A 22,828-nucleotide genomic window follows, 5' to 3' on the forward strand; every position below is an offset into this window, starting at 1 on the left:
GCGTGAACGAGACCATTTTCGAGGCGAAGGATTTGTCGCGCAGCTTCATGGTGGGGCGCAGCGCCCTGCAGAAACTGGTGGACAGGCTTGCTGACATCCATCCGCCCGCCGCCCTGCGTGCTGTCGACAACGTCTCGTTGTCGCTGAAGGCCGGTGAAACGCTCGGCGTCGTCGGTGAGTCCGGTTGCGGGAAATCGACTTTGGCGCGCATGATTGCCGGCATCCTGCCGATTTCCTCAGGCGAGCGGCGATTTCGAGGCGAGGTCTATGAGAGCTTCCTTGCTCGCAAAAAGGACGCACTGAAGATTCAGATGGTCTTCCAGGACCCGCTCTCTTCGCTCAATCCGCGCTTGCGGGTGGGCGAGATCGTCGGCGAGGCGGCCGTGTTGCATGGCCTGGTGCGGCGCTCGAAGATGCGCGACTACGTCATCGACATCCTCGCTCGCGTCGGTCTGCCGGCCGATAGCATCAACCGCTATCCGCACCAGTTTTCCGGCGGCCAGCGCCAGCGCGTTGGCATTGCACGGGCGCTCGCCGTCAAGCCGGATATGCTGATATGCGACGAGGCAGTGGCGGCTCTCGACGTTTCGGTGCAGGCTCAGATCATCAATCTGCTGATGGACATCAAGCGTGACAGCGGTCTCGCCATGATCTTCATCAGCCACGACCTCGGCGTCATCCGCCATCTCTGCGACCGCGTCGCCGTCATGTATCTTGGCCGTGTTGTGGAACTTGCGGAAACCGAGCAGCTCTTCGCCGCCCCGACGCATCCCTATACGCGCATGCTGCTCGACGGTATGCCGAAGATTTCTCTCCAGCGCCGTCAGTTCATGCCAATCAACGGTGAAATCCCGTCGCCGCTTAATCCCCCGTCCGGTTGCCATTTCCATCCGCGCTGTCCGATGGCGACGGACCAATGCTGCTCCAGGCGACCGGAATTGCGTGAGGCGGCACCGGGGCATATGCATGCGTGCCTGAACATCGAGCCGGGTTGAAGAGGCCCGAAAAATCACGGGCATCTGCCAGCGCCGGTGGGCATCATGCGTTGAGCGCCAGACTGAGTCGCCGAAAGCGCCGAATTACCAGTCTCGACATCGTCTGATGGTCCGATCACAGCAGTAAGGGTTCTTCAGCGGCCTTCTCGCGCTTTCGTGCTGCGAAGAACGGATAGGCCGAGAACCACAAGAAAGATGCCGCAGATCAGTGCATTCCAGAAGAAGATCAGCTTTGCGGCGTCGCGGAATATCCATGGCGAAACAATAAGCCAGATACCGATCAAGAGATTCACCCACTCCTCCCACAGACGGTAGGAGGCGAGTGCTGCAGCGCTGAGGATGGCGACGGCGACGCCGCAGATGAGGACGTTCCAGGCGTCAGTGCCGAGCGGTACAGAATCCGGACTGAAGCTTCCAAGTGCCCAGGGGGAGGCGATAAGCTATACAGCGATGATGAAGGCGCTGTGGTCTTGCCAGCGACGACGTTCCATTTCTCGATCTCCCTGATTTCACGAAAGCCAATCACAGCTGGCGGCCCCATTGCGTCGGATCAAATCCTCGCGGAGACGAATTCCCATGGGCGCACATGGCCTGTTTTTGACAACCGTCAATGACCGTTTGTCGTGATTTCAAGATCATGACATCCTGACGATGAGGAGCAGCTCATGAAGGCAATGGTCCTGGAAGCGATCGGGACGCCCCTGCGTGCGATGGATCGGCCTGATCCCGTGCCCGCAGCGGGGCAATTGATGATGAGGGTCGAGGCCTGCGCCGTGTGCAGGACGGACCTTCATGTCTGCGATGGCGATCTCCCCAATCCGAAGCTTCCGCTCATTCCCGGCCATGAGACCGTCGGCATCGTCGAGGCGGTCGGGGAGGGGGTCGGGCCGTCGCGCATCGGGCAAAGGGTCGGCGTGCCCTGGCTCGGTCACACATGCGGTTGCTGCTCCTTCTGCCGGAGCGGAGAGGAAAACCTCTGCGACGAGCCACAGTTTACCGGTTACACGCGTGACGGGGGCTTTGCCACCCATGTCGTTGCGGATGCCGACTATGCCTTTGTACTCGACAGTTCGGCCGATCCCGTTGCGCTTGCGCCGCTCCTCTGCGCGGGCCTCATCGGCTGGCGTTCGCTGAAGAAGGCAGGTGACGGCAAGAGGATAGGGCTCTACGGGTTCGGCGCGGCCGCGCATATCATCGCGCAGATCTGCCGTTGGCAGGGCCGCGAGGTCTACGCGTTCTCTCGCCCGGGCGATGAGACAGCGCAACGCTTCGCGTTCGAACTCGGCGCCGTCTGGGCAGGAGGCTCGCATGAACTGCCGCCTGTAGCGCTCGATGCGGCCATCATTTTTGCGCCCGTCGGCGAACTCGTGCCTGCCGCATTGAAGGCGGTGCGGAAGGGAGGCCGGGTCGTCTGCGGCGGCATCCACATGAGCGACCTGCCCGCAATGCCCTATTCGCTGATCTGGGGGGAGCGAGCGGTGGTTTCGGTCGCCAATCTAACGAGGAAGGACGCCGAGGAATTCTTCCCCGTTGCCTATCAGGCAGGTGTCCGAACCCACACGAAAACCTATCCGCTTGCGCATGCCAATGCGGCGCTTGACGATCTGCGCGCCGGCCGTCTGAGCGGCGCGGCTGTCCTGAAGCCTTGAGTGGCGCTATCGGGATGGGGCGGTATCGGATCCGGTTTCGATCGTCTTGATAAAGACAGGCCCATCATCATCTCCCCGCCAGCGCCACGGTGTCGATTCTTCCCTATTCTGCGGCATCGATCCGATCATTGATGCGGGTCAATGCGTTGTCATGGGAGGATCGCAATACTGACGAAGCCAGGGGAACTGAAAGGTCTGCAGATGATCACCGAAGACCAGTCGGCAACCATTTCCTTTCTCAGGGACACGTTGTCCCGAAATGCTGCGCCTGTCGAAACGATCGAGACGCATATATCGCGGATATTCCTGGCCGGGGAGCGGGCGTACAAGATGAAGCGCGCCGTGAAGCTGCCCTATGCCGATTTCTCCTCTCCGGAGATACGCCTCGCCGCATGCCGCAAGGAAATCGAGTTGAATGCCCCGACCGCGCCCGGCATCTATCTCGGCGTCAGGACGATCACGCAGGAAGGGGACGGCAATCTTGCGCTCGACGGCCAGGGGCAATTGGTCGATGCTCTCGTGGAGATGCAGCGTTTCGATCAGTCGCTGTTGCTCGACCGTGTCGCCACGTCAGGCGGACTGACGGCATCGATGGTGAGCTCGCTGGCGAAGGCGATCGTCCGGTTCCACCGTCTCGCCCCGATCATCCATGACAGCTCAGGCGCGGCCAATATGGCTGCCGTTTTGAAGGTCAACGAGGCCGGCTTTGCGACCAGCCATGTTTTTTCTGCCGAAGAGGTTCGCGAACTGACAGCGGCCTTCGATCGCCGTCTGGCGCAACTGGCGGGATTGCTGGACCAGCGGGAACAGGCGGGCAAGGTTCGGCGTTGTCATGGCGATCTTCATCTTCGCAATATCTTCCTGCTCGATGGCGAACCCTGCCTGTTCGATTGTATCGAGTTCAACGATCAGATCGCGACGACCGATATCCTTTACGACCTTGCCTTCCTGTTGATGGATCTCTGGCATCGCGGGCATCCCGAATACGCAAATCTGGTGATGAACCGTTATCTTGACGAGATGGACGAGGAAGCCGGCTTTGCCGCGCTGCCTTTCTTCATCGCCGTGCGCGCGGCTGTGCGGGCGCATGTGACCGCCACCCAGGCGGAAGACGCGGGTGAACGGGCGGCGATGCTGGCCGGCGAGGCGCGCTCCTATTTTGAGCTTGCCCGCTCCTTGCTGCAGCCGGCGGCGGGACGGCTCGTGGCTATTGGCGGCCTCAGCGGATCGGGAAAGACGACGCTTGCGGAAGCGCTGGCGCCGCGCATCGGTCTGGCGCCAGGCGCGCGTATCATCGAAAGCGACCGCATTCGCAAGGCGATGCATGGCGTTCCGGCCGAGACGAGGTTGCCGCAGGCCGCATATCGACCCGAGATTTCCGCAAAGGTCTATCAGGAGATGGCCTGGCGCGCCCGGCTCATTCTTGCTGAAGGCGGTTCGGCGGTGGCGGATGCAGTCTTCGACAAGCCCGCCAACCGGCGGATGATCGACGAAGCGGCAGAAGAAGGCCACCATCTTTTCTCGGCCTTCTGGCTCGAAGCTGATGCGGCATTGCTGCTGCGGCGCGTTGCGGCGCGGACCGGCGGCCCATCCGATGCAACGATCGATATCCTGGCGCATCAGCTTGCACACGACACGGGTGACGTTGCATGGCCGCGCCTTGACGCCACCCGGCCTGCAGAAAGGATCGCCGATGAAATCATCCATCTCATCGGGGAGAAAGGTTCGGAGCCCACCCTTGCGAATGCCGAAGGCCGGCCGGCTTCTTCAAGCCATCCAAATGCGGCTCCGTGACTGGCAGCGGTGAAGGCCTGCACGGACAAGCATGTCGCGGCGAATTGAGGTGCCCGAACAGCTTGCCTTGCCACAGGTCACCGGCCCGTCACGGGTCGTGCGGCATCTCAGTCTTGCCCCTTGCGGAGCATTGTCGTTAGAGACCAGGAAACGTGCACAAGCGAGTGCCGGACGACATTAGTGAAAGCCGTACCTGATCTATAAGCGGCCGATATCGTCGAGTTCGCCCAGTGCGCCAAGCAGTCGCTGCCGGATCTCCACATCCTGCCTGTTGATCGCCGTCACGAGCTGGCGCATGGTGCCGCGCATACCATGCAACTGATCGACCAGGTCCATGATGAGATCGACGCCGGCCTCGTTGACGCCCATGCGGTGCGTCAGATCGAAGATGAGACGGGCGCGGGCGAGATCGGCATCGCCGAACCGGCGCCGGCCCTCACGTATGGCAGGGACTAGCCAGCCCTGCTCTACCCAAAGTTCGAGTTCGCTCACTTCGATTTTCAGGTGGAGACGGAATTCATGATCGTCCATGGTCAGATCTCCATCTTGCTCCTGGGATCATGCGCGTTTGCGCCCGCCCAGTTCCTGACGAAGGCAGCCAGCTGCTCGTCCGGCTGATCGGGCAGCATGATCTTCAACGTGACATAGACATCGCCGGCGTCGCCACCGCGCTTTGGAACACCCTTGCCTTTCAGGCGCAGGACCTTACCGCTGCTGGAATTGGGCGGCAGCGTCAGATTGACGGGGCCGGAGGGCGTTGGCACACGCACCTTGCCGCCGAGCACCGCTTCGGCAAGCGTCACGGGCAGGTCGAGGCGGATATCGTCGCCGGTGCGGGTGAAGAAGCGGTGCGGGCGTACGCGGATATCGATCAGCGCATCACCGGCGGGGCCGCCGCCGACACCGGGCTCGCCCTTACCGCGCAGACGCAGCGTTTGGCCGTCACGCGAGCCGGGCGGGATCTGCACATCGAGCGCCGGTCCGCCCGGCAACTTCACCTGCGTCTTCGTCCCGTTGACGGCATCGAGGAAATCGACGTCCATCGAGAAGTGCATGTCCTGGCCACGGGAGCGGAACTGCCTACCGCCACCCGCGGCACGGCGCGAGAAGAAGCTTGCGAAGAGATCGTCGGCTTCGCCGAAATCGGCAAAGCCGGCGCCGTTATGGTAGGCGTCGCCCGGGCCGCTCGCCGAGGCATAGTCGCGATAATAGCTGCGGGGCGGCTGCTCGGCTCCGGTGATGTCGATCTCGCCACGATCGAAGCGACCGCGCTTTTCTTCGTCGCCCAGGATTTCATAGGCGGTAGAAATGTCCTTGAACTTCGCCTCGGCCTTCTTGTCGCCGGGGTTCAGGTCGGGATGGAGCTTCTTGGCGAGCTTGCGGAATGCACTCTGAATTTCCTTCTGGGTCGCATCCCGTTTCACGCCCAGAAGCTCGTATGGGTCTTGGCTCATACAGGTCTCCGTGTAAGGGCAGCAAATACTGCGCAATGATTTGGCGCTGATATAGGTTGCCGATCCCGCCTCGGGGAGAGGAGAGCGGGATTGTCTTGTCATTCTCCATAATTAGAAAGGACGGCAGCTTCGAAACGTTGGTTGAAGCGGATGAGAAACAGCCCCGCTAGCAATCCCGACGTCCCGACTTCTACCAGCCAACGAAAAGAGGCGAATGGGACGGATATCGATGAAATTGAGAGTTGCGGCTCAGGCGCCTCACGCCACGGACGCCCAGCCATTCAATCCAGTGGCTTAAACCGTATCGATTCCAGCCGCCGATCAACAAAAAACGGCCCGGCAGGGCCGGACCGTTCCGTGTCATTACTGCGTGTAGCGGCCTTACCAGGACGGGATCAAGGCACCCTTGAATTGCTCGTTGATGAACTTTCGGATGCTTTCATCGTGATAGGATTCGACCAGCGTCTTGGCCCAGGGCGCGTCCTTGTCGGCAGCGCGAACGACGATGACGTTAGCGTAAGGCGACTTTTCACTTTCGATGGCGATAGCGTCGGTCTTCGGATGCAGGCCGGCTTCCATGGCATAGTTGGTGTTGATGACGGCGGCATCGACATCTTCAAGCGAACGCGGCAGCTGCGCGGCATCGATCTCGGCGAACTCGATGTTCTTCGGGTTCTCGACGATATCGGCGACAGTCACCTTGATGCCCGGGTTTTCCTTGAACTTGATCAGGCCCTTGCTAGCGAGAACCAGAAGTGCGCGGCCGCCATTGGTCGGGTCGTTCGGGATGGCGACGGTCGCGCCTTCTTTCAACTCATCGAGGCTCTTCACCTTCTTGGAGTAGACGCCCATCGGGGTGGTGATGGTCGTGCCGATGCTGACGAGGTCGAACTTGCGATCGGCGATCTGATTGTCGAGATAGGGTTGGTGCTGGAACGAGTTGGCTTGAATGTCGCCATCGGCGAGCGCCTGGTTCGGTACGACGTAGTCAGAGAATTCGACGATCTCGATGTTGAGCCCCTTGGTCTTAGCGATTTCGGCAACCTTTTCCATGATCTGGGCGTGCTCGCCCGGCGTGACGCCGACCTTGATGTCTTCGGCGAAGGCCGAGCCAGCAGCAAAGACCGCAATCGCGGCTGCGATGATGAACTTCTTCATTGGTATCTCCTTGGTATGTCTATCGGGTATGCATGTAAGAGATCAGGTCTTCCGGTTGCGCTTGTCGAAGCGCCGGGCAAGCCCGTCGCCGGCGCTTTGGACCACCTGCACGAGCACAATCAGCACGATGACGACGAGCACCATCATCTCGGGATTGAAGCGCTGGTAGCCGAAGCGGATGCCGAGGTCACCCAGACCACCGCCGCCGACAGCCCCGACCATGGCCGAGTAGCCGATCAGGCTGACGATCGTCATGGTTAGCGCCATGATGATGCTCGGCCGCGCCTCGGCGAGCAGCACCTTGAAGACGATCTGGAACGGTGTCGCTCCCATGGCGCGAGCGGCTTCGATCAGGCCCTTGTCGACCTCGCGGATCGCGGATTCGATTAGGCGCGCGAAGAACGGGATGGTGGCGATAGTGAGCGGCACGATCGCGGCCCAGGTCCCGATCGACGTACCGGTCAAAAGCCGTGTCAGCGGTACGATGGCAACGACCAGGATGATGAACGGTGTCGAGCGCGCCGCATTGATAATAAGGCCGAGTATGCGATTGGTGGTGGGCGCCGGAAAAAGCTCGCCTCTGCCGCTGGTGGCAAGAAATACGCCGATCGGCAGTCCGATGATAGAGCCGACGATACCGGCGACGAAGACCATCTGCAGGGTCTGCATCAGCGCCTTGGAGAGCAGGTTGAAGAGCATATCAGGCGACATAACCGAGCACCTCCGTGGCGAGACCTGTTTCGGCGTAGAAGCGATTGGCGCGCGCCACGACATCCGGCTCAGCCGAATAGGAGACGACAAGCGAACCGAATGGCTCGCCTGCTATCTCCTCGATCGCGCCAGCGAGGATATTGAGGTCGGAGTCGAGTTCGGCGACCAGCCGACCGGTGAGCGGCTTGAAAGCTGTATCCCCGAAAAACACCAGCCGGACTAGCACCCGGGCGCCGGCAGACGGCTGCGGCTTGACGGTGGAGCGCAGCCATTGCGGCAGCTTCAGGGCCGAGGCGAGCAACGTTCGCGTCGTGTCGTGCTGTGGGTGCGTGTAGACATCGAAGGTGCGGCCGGATTCGACGATCCGGCCGGCGTCGATGACGGCTACGTGGCTGGCGATGGTTTTTACGACTTCCATCTCGTGCGTGATCAGGAGAACTGTGAGACCGAGTTCGGCATTGATCCGCTTCAGGAGTTCAAGAATCGACTGCGTCGTCTCCGGATCAAGCGCCGAGGTCGCTTCGTCGGATAGCAGCAGTTTCGGATCGGTGGCCAGCGCGCGGGCAATGCCGATACGCTGCTTTTGGCCGCCGGAAAGCTCCGACGGGTAGCTGCCGGCCTTGTTGCCGAGACCGACGAGATCAAGCAGCGGCCCGACCTTGGTGCGGATCGTCTTTTTATCGACGCCGGCGATCTCCAGCGGCAGCGCCACATTGTCGAAAGCCGTGCGTGACGACAGAAGGTTGAAGTGCTGGAATATCATGCCGATCTGGCGGCGCAGGCTCCGCAATCCGTCCTCGCCGAGCGCCCCCACGTCCACACCATCAACGAGCACCTTGCCCGACGTTACGGTCTCAAGCCCGTTGACCATGCGGATCAGAGTCGATTTGCCAGCGCCCGAGCGCCCGATAATGCCGGTGATGGCGCCGCGGCCAACGGTGAGATCGACGCTCTCGACGGCTGTGAAGCCTCCTTCGCCGGCAGGCCCGTAGCGCTTTCCGGCGCCTTGGAAAGCCACCATCGGCACCGAATGTGTCGCGCCCGCCGGATCGCTTCGGAACTGACCGTTTGCCGCGGTGTTGGCAGCCGCTTGTTGGCCCGGATGTTGCGTTGTCATGCCTATGCTCTTAAGCGTTCGTCTTCATAAACTGGCGGCTCTATAACCGCAAATGCACGGATTAGCCAATCAGGCCGCACATTCGAAGACAAACAGAGGTCCGGCGCATAGGAGAGAGCTTTCACTGCAAGCGATCGCGAGAGGCGATCGGCCTCTCTCTTGTCGATGACACTTATCCCGCAGCCACCTGCTGCTGCCCAGGGATATTTATCCGCTCGTGCGGTGCCGCAGGAAAAATACTCCTACTTGTTGTCGCGGCTCAACGTGAGCGTCATTGGTTCGGCGACGTTCACTGTGCCCCCTGCAAGGTGTGCCGCTGCACTGGCGGCAAAGGGTTTATGGCTCCATGAACCAATCCGCTGGTAGTCCGGCTCGGTCCTGCTCAGGCGGTCGATCATCCGGCGATTCAGGAAGCTTTGGCCTCGAAAGCGGGGGCAAAATCACCTAGCGATTTCGCCTTGAGAATCGTGCCCCCGATATCCTGCTCCACGATCGCTTCAAGATCCGCGAAGCTGTCGATGACATAGTAGATTGGCTGGAGAATATCGATCCGGTACGGCGTCCTCAGCACGGTCAATAGATCGAACGGTCTGAATTCGCACGCCGTGCCTTCTGTTGCCGCCTTCGCCTCGCTTGGCGATGAGACGATGCCCGCGCCGAAGCAGCGGCGGCCCTGCGGCGTATTGAGCAGGCCAAATTCGACGGTGAACCAAAAGATCCGGAACAGATGCCATGAGTAACCCTTACCAAGGCGGACGGCAGTTTCGCCGAAATGCCGGACGAAATTGGCGTAACTCTGGTTGGTCAGCATGGGGCAATGCCCGAAAACCTCGTGAAACAGGTCCGGTTCCTCGATATAGTCGATATGCTCGCGGCGGCGGAGGAACGTTGCAAGCGGAAATTTGCCCTGCGACAGGAGTTCATAAAAGCGCGAGGGCGGGATAAGCGCCGGAACGCCCTCGACGCCGAAGCCGGTGGTTTCATTTAGACGCCGGTTCACATCGAGAAGCTGAGGCACTTTGTCTGGCTTCAGCCCTAGCATTTTGACGCCGTCAAGATATTCGCGACAGGCCGTATCGGCGAGAAGTTTCATCTGACGCCGGTACAGCTCGCCCCAAATCGCATCTTCTTCGGGAGTGTAGGAATACAAACCATCCGGACCGGGCAGTTTGGCGGTGTACGTGCTTTCCTTGGTCACAGGCTGATCCTCCCAGGCACAGCAATATTCCTGCCATTATGATCCGAATTTGGAGGATTTTCTTTTCTTTCCACGCGACTATTGCCATAATATTGAGAAATATTCCCTGATATGATGCAAAAGATGAAAGAACCTGGGAATTTTCGCCGTACGCTTCTGCAGCTCATCCAGGCCGACGGCAGCCTTTCGCTGGCAGACCTCGCGGAAAAAGCCGGCATGTCGCAGAGCTCGGCGTGGCGGAAGATCCAGGAGCTGGAAGCCGATGGCGTCATCCGAAAACGCGTAACGTTGCTTGATCCCGGAAAAGTTGATCTCAAGCTCTGTGTCATCGCGCATGTGACGCTGGAAGATCATCACGAAGAAGCGGTTGCCTCTTTCGCGTCGGTGGTGCTGGAGCGGCCGGAGATTATGGAATGCTATGCCTTGTCAGGCGCCTTCGACTACATGCTGAAGATAAGGGCCAAGGACGTGGAAAGTTACGAAGCCTTCATGACCCGCTACCTCATGCGCAATCCGCATGTGCGCACGGTCGTATCCAGCTTTGTGCTGCGCGAGCTGAAATTCTCGACCGAACTGCCGCTCTGAGACTTGGTGCCGGGTCACCGCGTGCTGTCGCCATGCCAACTGCTTGGCATGTGTATCGGAAAGCCTTCGAAGGTCTTCAGCGTATCGAGCACGATCGACGTCTTGACGTGCTGTACCGACTCGTGGGGCAATAAAACGTCGTTGACGAATTTGGAGAGGTCGGAGAGCCCGCGGGTCGCGACCTTCAGGTGATAGTCCATTTCACCGGTCAGCGCATAGGCTTCGAGAACCTCCGGCAAACCGTTGATCAGCTGCGAAAATCTGCGCGCATTGTCCCTGTTGTGGGTCGCAAGCGTCACCGAAATGACCACCAGCATATCCAGCCCCAACTTCTGTTGATCCAGATAGGCCCGGTAGCTGCGAATATATCCCTCGGACTCCAGTCGCGTGCGCCGGCGCGAGCATTGCGAGGGTGAAAGCGCGATCCGCTCCCCCAGTTCGTTATTCGTCAACCGACCGTCTTTTTGAAGTTCCTGGAGCAGGCGCAAATCCAATTTGTCGAGCTGTTCATCCATTGCGTGAAACCTCAAAAATCCTCACGAACCGTGCATAATCTTTTCCATCAGCATGAAGAATGCAAGAACTTTGCGCCCGTTTTGGGCCACACTTTGCATTATCAAAGTCCAGTTCCCAGGAGGAGAAAATGGGCCCTTTTCCGCATGATGCGCCACCCTCGGAAATTACCGCCGACAACCCGGCCGGCACCGACGGATTCGAGTTCGTTGAATTCGCCCATCCTGAACCCGAGACGCTGCGCGAGCTCTTCGCACGCATGGGTTATGTCCCAGTCGCAAGGCATAAGACGAAAGACATCACCGTCTGGCGTCAGGGCGACATCAACTATATCCTGAACGCTCAGCCGGGCAGCCATGCCGCCCGTTTCGTCGCAGAACATGGTCCTTGCGCTCCGTCGATGGCATGGCGCGTTGTCGACGCCAAACATGCCTTCGACCACGCGGTGTCAAAAGGCGCTGTCCCCTATGAAGGGAATGACAAGGCGCTCGATGTGCCGGCGATCATCGGCATTGGCGGTTCACTGCTCTATTTCGTCGAGACCTATGGGGCAAAAGGATCGGCATACGATGCCGAGTTCGACTGGCTCGGGGAGCGCAACCCGCATCCAGAGGGGATCGGTTTCTACTATCTCGACCATCTCACCCACAACGTATTTCGCGGCAACATGGATAAGTGGTGGGATTTCTACCGAAACCTGTTCAATTTCAAGCAGATCCATTTCTTCGACATTGATGGGCGTATCACCGGGCTGGTGAGCCGCGCCATCACATCGCCCTGTGGCAAGATCCGTATTCCGTTGAATGAATCGAAAGACGACACCAGCCAGATCGAGGAATATCTGAAGAAATACAGGGGCGAGGGCATCCAGCACATCGCCGTTGGGACGGAAGATATCTACGAGGCGACCGACAGGCTCGCCGACAATGGCCTGCGGTTCATGCCTGGTCCTCCGGAGACCTATTACGACATGTCCTATGAACGCGTGAACGGCCATAGCGAACCTGTCGACCGCATGAAGAAGCACGGCATCCTCATCGACGGCGAAGGCGTGGTGAACGGCGGCATGACGAAAATCCTGCTCCAGATCTTCTCCAAAACCGTCATCGGGCCAATTTTCTTCGAGTTCATCCAGCGCAAGGGCGACGAGGGTTTCGGAGAGGGTAACTTCCGTGCCCTCTTCGAGTCGATCGAGGCCGATCAGATCAAACGTGGTGTCATCGGCACTGCAGCGGAGTAAACTTTCGGAGCGATCTCGCGCGTCTGAGCGACGCGCGGGTACCGCAGAGTTTTCGGGGAGGAGCTGAGCATGGACCAGACATCGATCCAGCCATCGGATGGTGAAGCCTTGACGGCAAATAAACTGAAATATATGCCGGGCTTCGGCAATGACTTCGAAACCGAGTCCCTTCCCGGCGCTTTGCCGCAAGGGCAGAACAGCCCTCAGAAATGCAACTACGGTCTTTATGCCGAGCAGCTTTCCGGCTCCCCTTTCACTGCACCGCGCGGCACGAATGAAAGGTCTTGGCTTTATCGCATTCGCCCGAGCGTGCGTCACACAAGCCGCTTCTCGAATGCCTTCTATCCGCACTGGAAGACCGCACCTTGTCTTGACGAACATTCGCTTCCCCTTGGGCAGCTTCGCTGGAATCCCATCCCCACGCCCACGGAGACGCTGACGTTTCTTCAGGGGGTGCGGACGATGACGACGGCGGGCGATGTCACGACCCAGGTGGGCATGGCCGCACACGCCTACGTCTTCAATGAGGACATGGTCGACGATTATTTCTTCAACGCCGACGGCGAATTGCTGATCGTGCCGCAGCTCGGTGCCATCAAAGTGTTCACCGAAATGGGCATCATGGATGTCGAGCCCCTGGAAATATGCCTGATCCCCCGCGGCATGATGTTTAAGGTCCTGGGCAGCGGCGAGCAGACTTTTTGGCGCGGATATATATGCGAAAACTACGGCGCGAAATTCACGCTGCCGGAACGCGGACCCATCGGAGCGAACTGCCTGGCAAACCCCCGCGACTTCAAGACACCTGTGGCGGCTTTTGAGGACAAGGAAAAGCCCTGCCGCGTGCATGTAAAGTGGTGCGGAAAATTCTACGTCACTGACATCGGCCACTCGCCGCTCGATGTGGTGGCCTGGCATGGCAACTACGCCCCCTTCAAATACGACTTGCGGACCTTTGCGCCAGTCGGCGCAATCCGCTTCGATCATCCCGATCCGTCGATATTTTCGGTGCTGACCGCGCCGACTGAAGATGCAGGGACCGCGAATGTCGACTTCGTGATCTTTCCGCCGCGTTGGCTTGTCGCCGAACACACATTCCGCCCGCCCTGGTATCACCGCAACATCATGAGCGAGTTCATGGGCCTGATCCATGGCCAATATGACGCCAAGGAGGAGGGCTTCGTGCCGGGCGGCATGAGCCTGCACAATATGATGCTTCCCCACGGGCCGGACGCGCTCGCCTTCGAAAAGGCATCCAATTCCGAGCTCAAACCCGTGAAGCTGGATAATACCATGGCTTTCATGTTCGAGACCCGGTACCCGCAGCAACTGACGAAATACGCAGCCGAGCTTGAAACGCTGCAGGACAATTACCTGGAGTGTTGGGACGGCCTGGAACGCAAGTTCGACGGAACCCCTGGTATCAAATGATGGCATCAAGTGATGATCGGCCAAGCATCTTCTGGCACGGGAAAGGAACATGAAGCTTGCGACGTTGAAAGACTCCACGAGAGACGGCCGGCTCGTTGTCGTCTCGCGCGATCTTACCCGCTGCTCCGAAGTCACTCACATTGCCCGCACGTTGCAGGCTGCTCTCGATGATTGGGAGCACGTCGCCCCGAGGCTCGCGTTGATTGCCGAAGGCGTCGAGACTGGAGCCCAGCCGACGATCAGGTTTTACGAACACAATGCCGCGTCGCCATTGCCACGCGCCTACCAATGGGCCGACGGTTCGGCCTATCTCAACCACGTTGAACTGGTTCGTAGGGCACGGGGCGCCGAGATGCCGGCGAGCTTCTGGTCCGATCCGCTGATGTATCAAGGTGGTTCCGACGGGTTCCTTGCGCCGCGCGACCCGATCGTGGTGGCTGACGAGGCTTACGGGATCGACATGGAGGGCGAGGTTGCCGTCATCACTGGCGATGTTGCCATCGACTCCGATCCGGATACGGCGCGTAGCGCCATTCGGCTGGTGATGCTCGTCAACGATGTATCGCTGCGCGGTCTCATACCGGACGAATTGGCCAAGGGATTTGGTTTCTTTCAGTCCAAGCCGTCATCGGCATTTTCTCCGGTCGCGGTAACGCCAGACGAATTGGGGGAGGCGTGGGACGGGGGCAAGGTGCATCTTCCGCTGCTTGTGAGCTTGAACGGCAAGGCATTCGGTAAGGCGAACGCCGGTGTCGATATGACGTTTGATTTTGGCCAGCTCATCGCCCATGCCGCCAAAACTCGCAATCTGGCGGCCGGGACGATCATCGGATCGGGAACGATTTCCAACAAGCTGGACGGCGGTCCGGGCAGGGCGATCGAAGACGGAGGGGAAGGCTATTCATGCATCGCTGAAATACGGATGATCGAGACGATAGAAACTGGATTGCCAAAAACTCCATTCATGAAGTTCGGCGATCAGGTCCGCATCGAGATGAAAGATCATGCCGGTCATTCAATCTTCGGGGCGATCGAGCAGACGGTCGAAAGATACAAGGGGAACGGGCTGCGATGAGCGAGGTCGTTCTTTACGACTACTGGAGGTCATCGGCGAGTTATCGCGTCCGCATCGCGCTCAATCTCCTGGCGATCGAATATAAGATAATTCCCGTCAACCTGCTGGAGGGAGCGCATAAGAAACCTGAATATCTGGCGCTCAATCCGCAGGGGCTCGTGCCGACATTGGTGATCGACGGTAGAATTTTGACCCAGTCACTGGCAATCATCGAATATCTGGCCGAGGTTCGGCCGGAATGCGTATTGCTGCCAGCGGATATTGCCGATCGTCAAAAAGTGCGCGCCGTCGCATATGCGGTCGCCATGGATATCCACCCGATATGCAACATGCATGTCGTGACGCATCTAACGAGCATAACTGACAAGGCTGACGCTCGCGAGGAATGGATGAAACACTTCATCACGGACGGACTTCGTAAACTCGAAGCCATGATCGGCAAATTCGAAGGGGAGTTCAGCCTTGGGGATGCGCCGACAATGGCGGATCTCTGTCTTGTTCCACAAGTCTACAATGCCCGCCGCTGGGGAGTCGATATGACCGATTTCAGGCGCATCGTCGCCGTCGACGCCAGATGTGCCGAGCTAGCGGCCTTCCAGGAGGCGCATCCCGACAGGGTGAAACCGTAATGGACCCGAACCTCGACGAGAAACGAAGTGCCAATGTGGATTCGGTGACAGCCCACTTCATGGTCCTGGCGTACGGACCTTATTCGTGAGATCTGGCGGACGATCGAAGGTTTTCCAATTTGTAACCTATGAGGCCGGGAAGAATCGGCACAGATGAACCATTTGGTTGCCAAAAAACCATAATTGCTCCACCTAGATCGCACATCGACCACCGGCATTGAAAATTGGATCACGGCTGAATGCGCATACCCTACGTTTTTCTCGGTGCATTTCTTGCAATCGCACAGTGCGCTTATGCTGAAGTCGCAGCACCGCCTGCTCTGGTGCCGTTGAAGCGACAGGCGCAGGCTGCTGAGCTGAGTGCGCAATTTCTCACGCGTTACAGCTACAAGTCCATTCCTCTCGACGATGCCATGTCGGCCAGGATCATGGATCGGTTCATCAAATCACTTGATCCGGATCGCATGCTCTTCCTGCAAGCGGATATCGACAGATTCATGTCTGACCGCAACGAAATCGACGATGCCATCGAACGGCAGGACTTGAAGATCCCATTTGCCATCTTCAATGTGTACGAACAGCGCGTTATCGACCGTATGACCTATGCGCGCGACCTGCTTAAGCGGGGCTTCGATTTCAGCACGCAGGAAACTTATTCCGTGCTGCGCGACAAAGAGCCCTGGCCTAAGTCTGTGGCCGAGAGCGATGAGCTTTGGCGCAAGCGCGTCAAAAACGATTGGTTGCGGTTGAAATTGGGCGGCAGGACCGACGCGGATATTCGTCAGACGCTCGACAAACGCTACGCAAACACTCTCGATGGCGTTTACAAATATAAAAGCGACGATGTTTTCCAGTCGTTCATGGACGCCTATGCAACGTCGGTCGACCCGCACACCGACTATTTTGGCGCAGCTGCTTCCGCCGATTTCAATATCTCGATGAAGCTTTCGCTGTTTGGTATCGGTGCGGTGCTGCAGGACCGCGACGGTTACACGACGATCCGTGAGCTCGTGCCCGGCGGGCCGGCACAGTTATCCGGCAAGCTCGCAGTCGGAGACCGCATTACCGGCGTTGGCCAAGGCAAGAATGGGCCGGTCAAAGAGGTAGTGGGTACGCGTCTCGATGAGGTCGTGCAGCTGATACGCGGAAAGAAAGGCTCCGTCGTGCGTCTGGACATCCTGCCGGCCGATGCCGGAGCGGATGGCGCTCATCGCATCATCAGCCTGGTGCGTGATAAAATCAGTCTCGAAAAGCAGGCTGCCAGCAAGACAGTGCTATCCGTAAAAGTGGGCGACGCCACACGCAAAATCGGGGTGATTACTCTGCCGGTATTCTACGAGGATTTTGAAGCCCGGCGCAAAGGGGACAAGGACTACAAAAGTGCAAGTCGCGACGTCGCAAAGCTTCTCGACGAGCTGAAGCAGGAAAAGGTCGATAGCGTTCTCATCGATATTCGCAACAATGGCGGCGGTTCATTGGACGAGGCAATTGATTTGACCGGCCTGTTCATCGGCAACGGCCCCGTCGTTCAGCAGCGCAGCAGCGACGGCAAGGTCGAGGTGAGAAGCGCTGACCTTTCGGCGCCTGTCTGGACAGGCCCGCTGGGTGTCCTGATCAATCGCGGCTCAGCGTCGGCTTCGGAAATTTTTGCCGCGGCCATCCAGGATTACGGCCGAGGTGTGATCATCGGCGAACCCAGTTTCGGGAAGGGTACGGTTCAGACCGTGGTCGATCTCGACCAGGTGGTTCGCAACAGCAAACCCGAATTCGGCGAACTCAAGGTGACGATCGCCCAGTTTTTCCGCGTCAATGGTGGTACGACGCAGCTGCGCGGGGTAACGCCTGATATCAGCTTGCCGGGACTTTCCGATCCGACGAGCCTCGGCGAGACCAGTTATGACAATGCCCTGCCGTGGGCGCAGATCAAGCCCGCCAACTATACGCCCGTCGACACCGTCTCGACGTTGTTGCCGGCATTGCAAAGCCGCCACGATGCGCGGGTTGCGAGCGACCCGGATTTCCAACGCCTGATAAAGGACATTGCAGACCTGAAGGCGCAGCGCGAGAAAGGGGTTATCTCCCTCAATGAAGCCGAGCGCCGCAAAGAAGCGGCTGCCCGAGCAGAGCGGCTCAAGTCTCGTGCGCAATCAAGCGATGGCGAAGATACCGGCGGAGATGACGGTCTGCAGTCAGACGAGCGCAGTCTGAGCGCTGATATTGCCATTGAAAATGCCCGCAAGAATGCAAAAGACGTCTTGCTGAACGAGTCCGCCGCCATTCTTGCTGACGAGGCGGATTTGCGGGAAGGCACCAAGGCAGCCACCAAACAATCAGGAAGCACGAACGGAAAGTAACCCTACCGGCTGCGGCCGATGCTCGCATACATGCCGGTCGTTCGGAATTCGGTCGGAGTGATGCCGTATACGCGCCGGAAAACCTTGGCGAAGTAGTTGGCGTCTTCGAAGCCGCACATGATCGAGACTTCCTTGACCGGCAGAAAATCAGCCTTGGTCAATAGTTTTGCGGCGCGCTGCAGGCGCTGCTGCAGCACATATTCGGCCGGCGGCACGCCCTCGCTTTCGGCAAAGCTGCGGGAGAAATGAGCGCGGCTCAGGCCGACGATCGCCGCAAGATCATTGACCGGCAACGGTTTTTCCAGATTGGCATTGATGTGATCGATTACCGGCTGCATGACGCTCTGTTCGGCCATGAAGGCCGGCGCGCCAAAAATATCGTCGTAAAGCGCCATTGCGGCTTCATAAGCGATTGCCGAGGCAGAACCGGGAGTGTTTGCACCCTTGACGAGGCGCAGGCTGCAATCGGCCAGATGGTCGATGGTCTGTGGTTGCAGCTTCAGCACGGGACCAGCGAGCGCCAGCACCATCTTGTGGATGCGCAGCGTCTCCTCGCCATTCATCGAGATCCAGAAATATTCCCAGCGCTCGCCCTTTTCCAGCCAGTAGCGGTGATTGTGCGGCACCAGCACCATCATCGTGTCACCGCTCTGGAGCTTGTAATTGCGGTTCTGGTAGCGCAGGCGGCCGGTGCCGCTGATCGTGTGCTGCAGCACCGTGAAAGGGGTCTGGCCGCGCTTTCTGCCGTCCCAGTCATAGGTTTCGTCTTCGCGCACCTCGTAGCCGGCGCTTGTCGGCATGGCATGCAGCCGCTGGCGCCCGCGCGGCAGCGAAACTGTCCTCATCGACTGTCCGTTGGCGATCAAATCCTGCAGCACAAAATTACCCTCGAAAGCATAATCCTTCTCTGGCCGCTCCTTCGAATATGCGCATAATCCCCTCTCACAAGAGGAAGAGATCGCGGTCGAAAGAATGGCCGGGAGGAATACAGGCACCATTTCCGGTATTTTTAGCCGACATGTGCTAGCATGCCGTCCGGCCCTCCTTTGTTGTCTTTCTCCCTAGCATTTGATCGGATCGAGGTGAAGGATATGAGTTTCAAAATCGCTATCATCGGGGCAGGCAGTGTCGGTTTCACCAAGAAGCTGTTCACGGACATTCTCTGCGTGCCGGAATTCAAGGACATCGAATTCGCGCTGACTGACCTCAGCGAGCATAACCTCCAGATGATCAAGGCGATCCTCGACAAGATCGTCGAGTCGAACAAGCTGCCGACAAAGGTGACGGCGACGACAGATCGCCGCAAGGCGTTGGAAGGTGCCCGTTATGTCATCAGCTGCGTGCGCGTCGGCGGGCTGGAAGCCTATGCCGACGACATCAGAATTCCCCTGAAATATGGTATCGACCAGTGCGTCGGCGATACGATCTGCGCCGGTGGCATTCTCTACGGCCAGCGCAATATTCCGGTCATCCTCGATTTCTGCAAAGATATCCGCGAGGTCGCGGCACCCGGTGCGAAATTCCTGAACTACGCCAATCCGATGGCGATGAACACCTGGGCGGCCATCGAATACGGCAAGATCGATACGGTCGGCCTCTGCCACGGGGTCCAGCACGGCGCCGAACAGATTGCCGAAGTGCTCGGAGCCAAGTCACCAAACGAACTGGACTACATCTGCTCCGGCATCAATCACCAGACCTGGTTCGTCGATCTGCGTCTCAATGGCCGCAAGATCGGCAAGGATGAGCTGGTCGCAGCCTTCGAGGCCCATCCGGTCTATTCGCAGCAGGAGAAGCTGCGCATCGACGTCCTGAAGCGTTTCGGTGTCTACTCGACCGAAAGCAACGGCCATCTCTCCGAATACCTGCCCTGGTATCGCAAGCGGCCTGACGAAATCACCAAGTGGATCGACATGTCTGACTGGATCCACGGCGAAACCGGCGGTTATCTGCGCCACTCGACCGAGACCCGCAACTGGTTCGAGACGGAATTCCCGCAATTCCTCGCCTCGGCCGAAAAGCCCATCGATCCGGCCAAGCGATCCAACGAGCATGCAAGCCATATCCTCGAGGCGCTGGAAACCGGTCGCGTCTATCGCGGACATTTCAACGTCAAGAATACCGGTGTCATCACCAACTTGCCGTCAGACGCGATCATCGAGTCGCCCGGCTTCGTCGATCGCTTCGGCATCAACATGGTCTCCGGCATCACCATTCCAGAAGCCTGTGCGGCGACCTGCATCTCATCGATCAATGTCCAGCGCATGTCGGTTCATGCGGCTATTTCGGGCGATATCGATCTTCTGAAGCTTGCGGTCCTGCACGACCCGCTGGTTGGTGCGGTTTCGACGCCCGAAGAAGTTTGGCAGATGGTGGACGAAATGGTCGTCGCCCAGGCCCGCTGGCTGCCGCAATATGCTGATGCCGTTCCGGCTGCCAAGGAGCGGCTGGCGAACGCGAAGGTGAAGACGAGGGAGTGGGAAGGGGCCGCGCGTCGCCACGTCCGCTCCATCGAGGAGCTTCGCGTCGAAAAGGCGGCGCTGAAGCAGGCTGTTTGAATTAGATGAAAGAAGCTGCGGCGGTCCTTCGGGAGGAAGACCATCGCGCTGAAGCTTCCTTCATCGTCGTTTGAGGAGAAGCGGAGACGCGAGCAAGCGCTCCGGAACAAGAGGGAGAGACGATGACGAAATTCCGTAAGATCGGCATCTTGGCGGGACTGGCGCTTGGCGTTTCAGTCGCGGCGCTGCATGCCTATGCGTCCGAGCCGACGGTACCGCCGGCTCCGCCGGCCTTCCCGGCGGAAGGCAAGATCAAATATGTGTCCCGCGATTCCATCCTGGAGTTCAAGGCGCTGCCCGAATACCATGAGCCGGACTGGGTGACGAAGAATTTCGTCGATACCGGCAAGCTGCCGGCGGTCAAGGATCGCCTGCCTAAGGAACCGATGGTCTTCAAGACCGAGAACATGCCTGATGGTCCCGGCGTCTATGGCGACGTGATGCGCCATGTCATCGGCGGCCGGCCGGAGGGCTGGAACTACGGCGCCGGCCAGACGCAGGGCTGGGGCGGCATCGACATCGGCCTCTCCGAATGCCTGACGCGCACAGCACCGCTCTTCCAGGTGGAGGCCAAGGATACCGAGCCGTTGCCCAACCTTGCCAAGGGCTGGGAGTGGTCGCAGGACGGCCACAAGCTGACCATGCACCTGATCGAAGGCGCCAAGTGGTCCGACGGCGCGCCCTTTAATGCCGATGACCTCATGTTCTATTGGGAAGACGAAGTCATCGACCCGAACGTTTCGCCGCTCGGCGGCGGCGCATCGCCGGAAGCTTTCGGCGAGGGAACGACCCTTACGAAGATCGATGACTACACGGTCGAATGGACCTTCAAGGAAGCCTTCCCGAAGCAGTATCTCTATACGATGGCCTATCCGAACTTCTGCCCGGGTCCGTCGCATATCCTGAAGCCCCAGCACCCGAAATATTCCAAGAACACCTACGATCAGTTCAAGAACGCTTTCCCGCCGGAATTCATGAATATGCCGGTCATGGGCGCCTGGGTGCCGGTCGAATATCGGCCCGACGACATCATCGTCATGCGCCGCAATCCCTATTATTGGAAGGTCGACGAGAAGGGCAACCAGCTGCCTTATCTCAACGAGCTGCACTACAAGCTCTCCACCTGGGCCGACCGTGACGTGCAGGCGGTTGCCGGTTCTGCCGATTTCTCGAACCTCGAGCAGCCGGAAAATTTCGTGGCCTCGCTGAAGCGTGCTGCCGAAAAGACCGCTCCTGCGCGTCTCGCCTTCGGCCCGCGCCTTATCGGCTATAACCTGCGCATGAACCTCTCGGGCAATGGCTGGGGTGATCCCGACGCCCGCGGTCAGGCCATTCGCGAACTCAACCGAAACGAGGACTTCCGCAAGGCGGTGACCATGGCAGTCGACCGCAAGGCGATCGGCGACTCCCTCGTCAAGGGACCGTTCACGGCGATCTATGCAGGTGGCCTCTCATCCGGGACGAGTTTCTATGATCGCAACTCGACCGTCTATTATCCCTTCGACCTAAAGGGTGCCAAGGCGCTGCTTGCCAAGGTCGGCCTGAAGGATACCGATGGCGATGGTTTCGTGAACTTCCCGGCCGGAACCGCAGGCGGCAAGGACGTCGAAATCGTGCTTCTCGTCAACAACGACTACACGACGGACAAGAGTCTTGCCGAGGGTGTCGTCGGTCAGATGGAGAAGCTCGGCATCAAGATCATCATCAATGCCCTTGATGGCCCGAAGCGCGACAACGCGCATTATGCCGGCCAGTTCGACTGGCTGATCCAGCGCAACACAACCGAGCTCGCCTCAGTGGTGCAGAACACCGAACAGCTTGCCGCTGTCGGCCCGCGCACCAGCTGGCACCACCGTGCCGGCAAGGATAATCAGCTCGACCTCCTGCCTTACGAAAAGGAGCTTGCCGATATCGTCAACAAGTTCCGCACGAGCCAGGACAATGAGGAACGCGTTGCGCTCATGAAGCAGTACCAGAAGACGGCGACCGAACATGTCGATACCGTCGGCCTGACCGAATATCCGGGCGCGCTCATCATCAACAAGCGCTTCTCGAACATTCCCGAGGGTACGCCGATCATGATGTTCAATTGGGCCGAGGATTCCATCATCCGCGAGCGTGTGTGGGTGGCTGCCGACAAGCAGGGCAAGTACGAACTCTTCCCTCAACAGCTTCCCGGTAAGCCCGGGGACAAGGGTCCGATAAACTAAGAGCAATTCCCAGCAAAAGTGCGCAGCGGTTTTGCGTGCGGGATTGCGTGAAAACAAAGAGATAGAGCATCTCCATGGCTCGAAAAATGGAGATGCTCGAGGAGCTCCCTCCCGAACGACAAGAGCTTCCGGTCGCGCGTGCTGCGCGCGGCCGGTC

Annotated in this window: 20 protein-coding genes; 11 read left to right on the forward strand and 9 right to left on the reverse strand. The window is 59.0% G+C overall.

What is annotated here, in order from left to right; genetic code table 11:
• Window positions 1-2 precede the first annotated feature (2 nt).
• The gene (locus EV281_RS18100) at window positions 3-995 is read left to right on the forward strand and encodes an oligopeptide/dipeptide ABC transporter ATP-binding protein (protein ID WP_207896880.1); all 993 of its coding nucleotides are present in this window, start codon (window positions 3-5) and stop codon (window positions 993-995) included.
• A 134-nt stretch (window positions 996-1,129) separates the two neighbouring features.
• On the opposite strand, the gene EV281_RS31685 is transcribed toward EV281_RS18100, so the two are convergent.
• Window positions 1,130-1,288 carry an SPW repeat protein gene (locus EV281_RS31685; RefSeq protein ID WP_245508302.1) on the reverse strand — a complete coding sequence of 53 codons (159 nt, stop codon included), beginning with the start codon at window positions 1,286-1,288 and terminating at the stop codon, window positions 1,130-1,132.
• Window positions 1,289-1,660: 372 nt separating this feature from the next.
• On the opposite strand from EV281_RS31685, the gene EV281_RS18110 reads away from it, so the two are divergent.
• The gene (locus EV281_RS18110; RefSeq protein WP_132654772.1) at window positions 1,661-2,644 is read left to right on the forward strand and encodes a zinc-dependent alcohol dehydrogenase family protein; all 984 of its coding nucleotides are present in this window, start codon (window positions 1,661-1,663) and stop codon (window positions 2,642-2,644) included.
• Between the two features lie 201 nt (window positions 2,645-2,845).
• Window positions 2,846-4,438: a bifunctional aminoglycoside phosphotransferase/ATP-binding protein gene (locus EV281_RS18115; RefSeq protein ID WP_132654774.1), complete on the forward strand. Its 1,593-nt coding sequence runs from the start codon at window positions 2,846-2,848 to the stop codon at window positions 4,436-4,438.
• A gap of 198 nt (window positions 4,439-4,636) precedes the next feature.
• Here EV281_RS18115 and EV281_RS18120 read toward each other — a convergent pair whose 3' ends face one another.
• The 6 genes from EV281_RS18120 to EV281_RS18145 form a co-directional block, all read right to left on the reverse strand.
• Window positions 4,637-4,969: a chaperone modulator CbpM gene (locus EV281_RS18120; protein WP_132654776.1), complete on the reverse strand. Its 333-nt coding sequence runs from the start codon at window positions 4,967-4,969 to the stop codon at window positions 4,637-4,639.
• A gap of 2 nt (window positions 4,970-4,971) precedes the next feature.
• Window positions 4,972-5,892, reverse strand: coding sequence for a J domain-containing protein (locus EV281_RS18125; protein ID WP_132654778.1), 921 nt, complete (start codon window positions 5,890-5,892; stop codon window positions 4,972-4,974).
• 381 nt (window positions 5,893-6,273) lie between these two features.
• Window positions 6,274-7,050 carry a MetQ/NlpA family ABC transporter substrate-binding protein gene (locus EV281_RS18130; RefSeq protein ID WP_132654780.1) on the reverse strand — a complete coding sequence of 259 codons (777 nt, stop codon included), beginning with the start codon at window positions 7,048-7,050 and terminating at the stop codon, window positions 6,274-6,276.
• Window positions 7,051-7,092: 42 nt separating this feature from the next.
• Complete coding sequence (locus tag EV281_RS18135) at window positions 7,093-7,761, reverse strand: methionine ABC transporter permease (protein WP_132654782.1); 669 nt, start codon at window positions 7,759-7,761, stop codon at window positions 7,093-7,095.
• Window positions 7,751-8,782, reverse strand: coding sequence for a methionine ABC transporter ATP-binding protein (locus EV281_RS18140; RefSeq protein ID WP_132655433.1), 1,032 nt, complete (start codon window positions 8,780-8,782; stop codon window positions 7,751-7,753). Before EV281_RS18140 ends, EV281_RS18135 begins: the two co-directional genes overlap by 11 nt.
• 502 nt (window positions 8,783-9,284) lie before the next feature.
• Window positions 9,285-10,076, reverse strand: coding sequence for a phenylalanine 4-monooxygenase (locus EV281_RS18145; RefSeq protein WP_132654784.1), 792 nt, complete (start codon window positions 10,074-10,076; stop codon window positions 9,285-9,287).
• A gap of 123 nt (window positions 10,077-10,199) precedes the next feature.
• On the opposite strand from EV281_RS18145, the gene EV281_RS18150 reads away from it, so the two are divergent.
• Complete coding sequence (locus tag EV281_RS18150) at window positions 10,200-10,661, forward strand: Lrp/AsnC family transcriptional regulator (protein WP_132654786.1); 462 nt, start codon at window positions 10,200-10,202, stop codon at window positions 10,659-10,661.
• Window positions 10,662-10,675: 14 nt separating this feature from the next.
• Here the strand turns inward: EV281_RS18150 and EV281_RS18155 are convergent, their stop codons facing one another.
• Entirely contained in the window at window positions 10,676-11,176 is a 501-nt protein-coding gene (locus tag EV281_RS18155; RefSeq protein ID WP_132654788.1) for an Lrp/AsnC family transcriptional regulator, read from the reverse strand.
• A gap of 128 nt (window positions 11,177-11,304) precedes the next feature.
• On the opposite strand from EV281_RS18155, the gene hppD reads away from it, so the two are divergent.
• From hppD to EV281_RS18180, 5 genes are all read left to right on the forward strand, one after another.
• The gene (gene hppD / locus EV281_RS18160; protein WP_132654790.1) at window positions 11,305-12,414 is read left to right on the forward strand and encodes a 4-hydroxyphenylpyruvate dioxygenase; all 1,110 of its coding nucleotides are present in this window, start codon (window positions 11,305-11,307) and stop codon (window positions 12,412-12,414) included.
• A gap of 69 nt (window positions 12,415-12,483) precedes the next feature.
• The gene (hmgA, locus tag EV281_RS18165) at window positions 12,484-13,845 is read left to right on the forward strand and encodes a homogentisate 1,2-dioxygenase (protein ID WP_132654792.1); all 1,362 of its coding nucleotides are present in this window, start codon (window positions 12,484-12,486) and stop codon (window positions 13,843-13,845) included.
• A gap of 49 nt (window positions 13,846-13,894) precedes the next feature.
• Window positions 13,895-14,920 (forward strand): fumarylacetoacetate hydrolase family protein, encoded by a 1,026-nt coding sequence (locus tag EV281_RS18170; protein WP_132654794.1) that lies wholly within the window; start codon window positions 13,895-13,897, stop codon window positions 14,918-14,920.
• Window positions 14,917-15,549 carry a maleylacetoacetate isomerase gene (gene maiA, locus EV281_RS18175; RefSeq protein ID WP_132654796.1) on the forward strand — a complete coding sequence of 211 codons (633 nt, stop codon included), beginning with the start codon at window positions 14,917-14,919 and terminating at the stop codon, window positions 15,547-15,549. Before EV281_RS18170 ends, maiA begins: the two co-directional genes overlap by 4 nt.
• Window positions 15,550-15,788: 239 nt before the next feature.
• Complete coding sequence (locus tag EV281_RS18180; protein ID WP_132654798.1) at window positions 15,789-17,903, forward strand: carboxy terminal-processing peptidase; 2,115 nt, start codon at window positions 15,789-15,791, stop codon at window positions 17,901-17,903.
• 2 nt (window positions 17,904-17,905) lie between these two features.
• On the opposite strand, the gene EV281_RS18185 is transcribed toward EV281_RS18180, so the two are convergent.
• Window positions 17,906-18,781, reverse strand: a complete 876-nt coding sequence (locus EV281_RS18185; RefSeq protein ID WP_132654800.1) for an AraC family transcriptional regulator — start codon at window positions 18,779-18,781, stop codon at window positions 17,906-17,908.
• A 213-nt stretch (window positions 18,782-18,994) separates the two neighbouring features.
• Here EV281_RS18185 and EV281_RS18190 point away from each other — a divergent pair, with 213 nt between their 5' ends.
• Both EV281_RS18190 and EV281_RS18195 read left to right on the forward strand, forming a co-directional pair.
• Window positions 18,995-20,461 (forward strand): alpha-glucosidase/alpha-galactosidase, encoded by a 1,467-nt coding sequence (locus tag EV281_RS18190; protein WP_132654802.1) that lies wholly within the window; start codon window positions 18,995-18,997, stop codon window positions 20,459-20,461.
• Between the two features lie 122 nt (window positions 20,462-20,583).
• Window positions 20,584-22,671 (forward strand): ABC transporter substrate-binding protein, encoded by a 2,088-nt coding sequence (locus EV281_RS18195; RefSeq protein ID WP_132654804.1) that lies wholly within the window; start codon window positions 20,584-20,586, stop codon window positions 22,669-22,671.
• Window positions 22,672-22,828: the final 157 nt, after the last annotated feature.

Origin of the sequence: Rhizobium sp. BK418, assembly GCF_004341105.1 — a bacterium.
GTDB lineage: Bacteria > Pseudomonadota > Alphaproteobacteria > Rhizobiales > Rhizobiaceae > Rhizobium.